1 tRNA gene is annotated in these 219 nt (G+C 57.5%); it reads left to right on the top strand.

Features of this window, described 5'->3' with window-relative positions:
- Positions 1-72: 72 nt before the first annotated feature.
- Positions 73-147 (top strand) — tRNA-Glu (locus HMPREF2897_RS11950).
- Positions 148-219: the final 72 nt, after the last annotated feature.

Here is a 219-nt window from a genome sequence, read left to right as displayed (position 1 = left end):
CAGTAGCTCAGTGGTAGAGCTATCGGCTGTTAACCGATCGGTCGTAGGTTCGAATCCTACCTGTGGAGCCATGGCTCCTTGGTCAAGCGGTTAAGACACCGCCCTTTCACGGCGGTAACACGGGTTCGAGTCCCGTAGGAGTCACCATTCTAGGTCCCGTAGTGTAGCGGTTAACACGCCTGCCTGTCACGCAGGAGATCGCGGGTTCGATTCCCGTCG

It is taken from the genome of Staphylococcus sp. HMSC065D05, from assembly GCF_001813195.1.
Lineage (GTDB): Bacteria > Bacillota > Bacilli > Staphylococcales > Staphylococcaceae > Staphylococcus > Staphylococcus epidermidis.
Note: the sequence above shows the minus strand (reverse complement) of the source record. Positions and strands in the feature narration are given on the sequence as shown.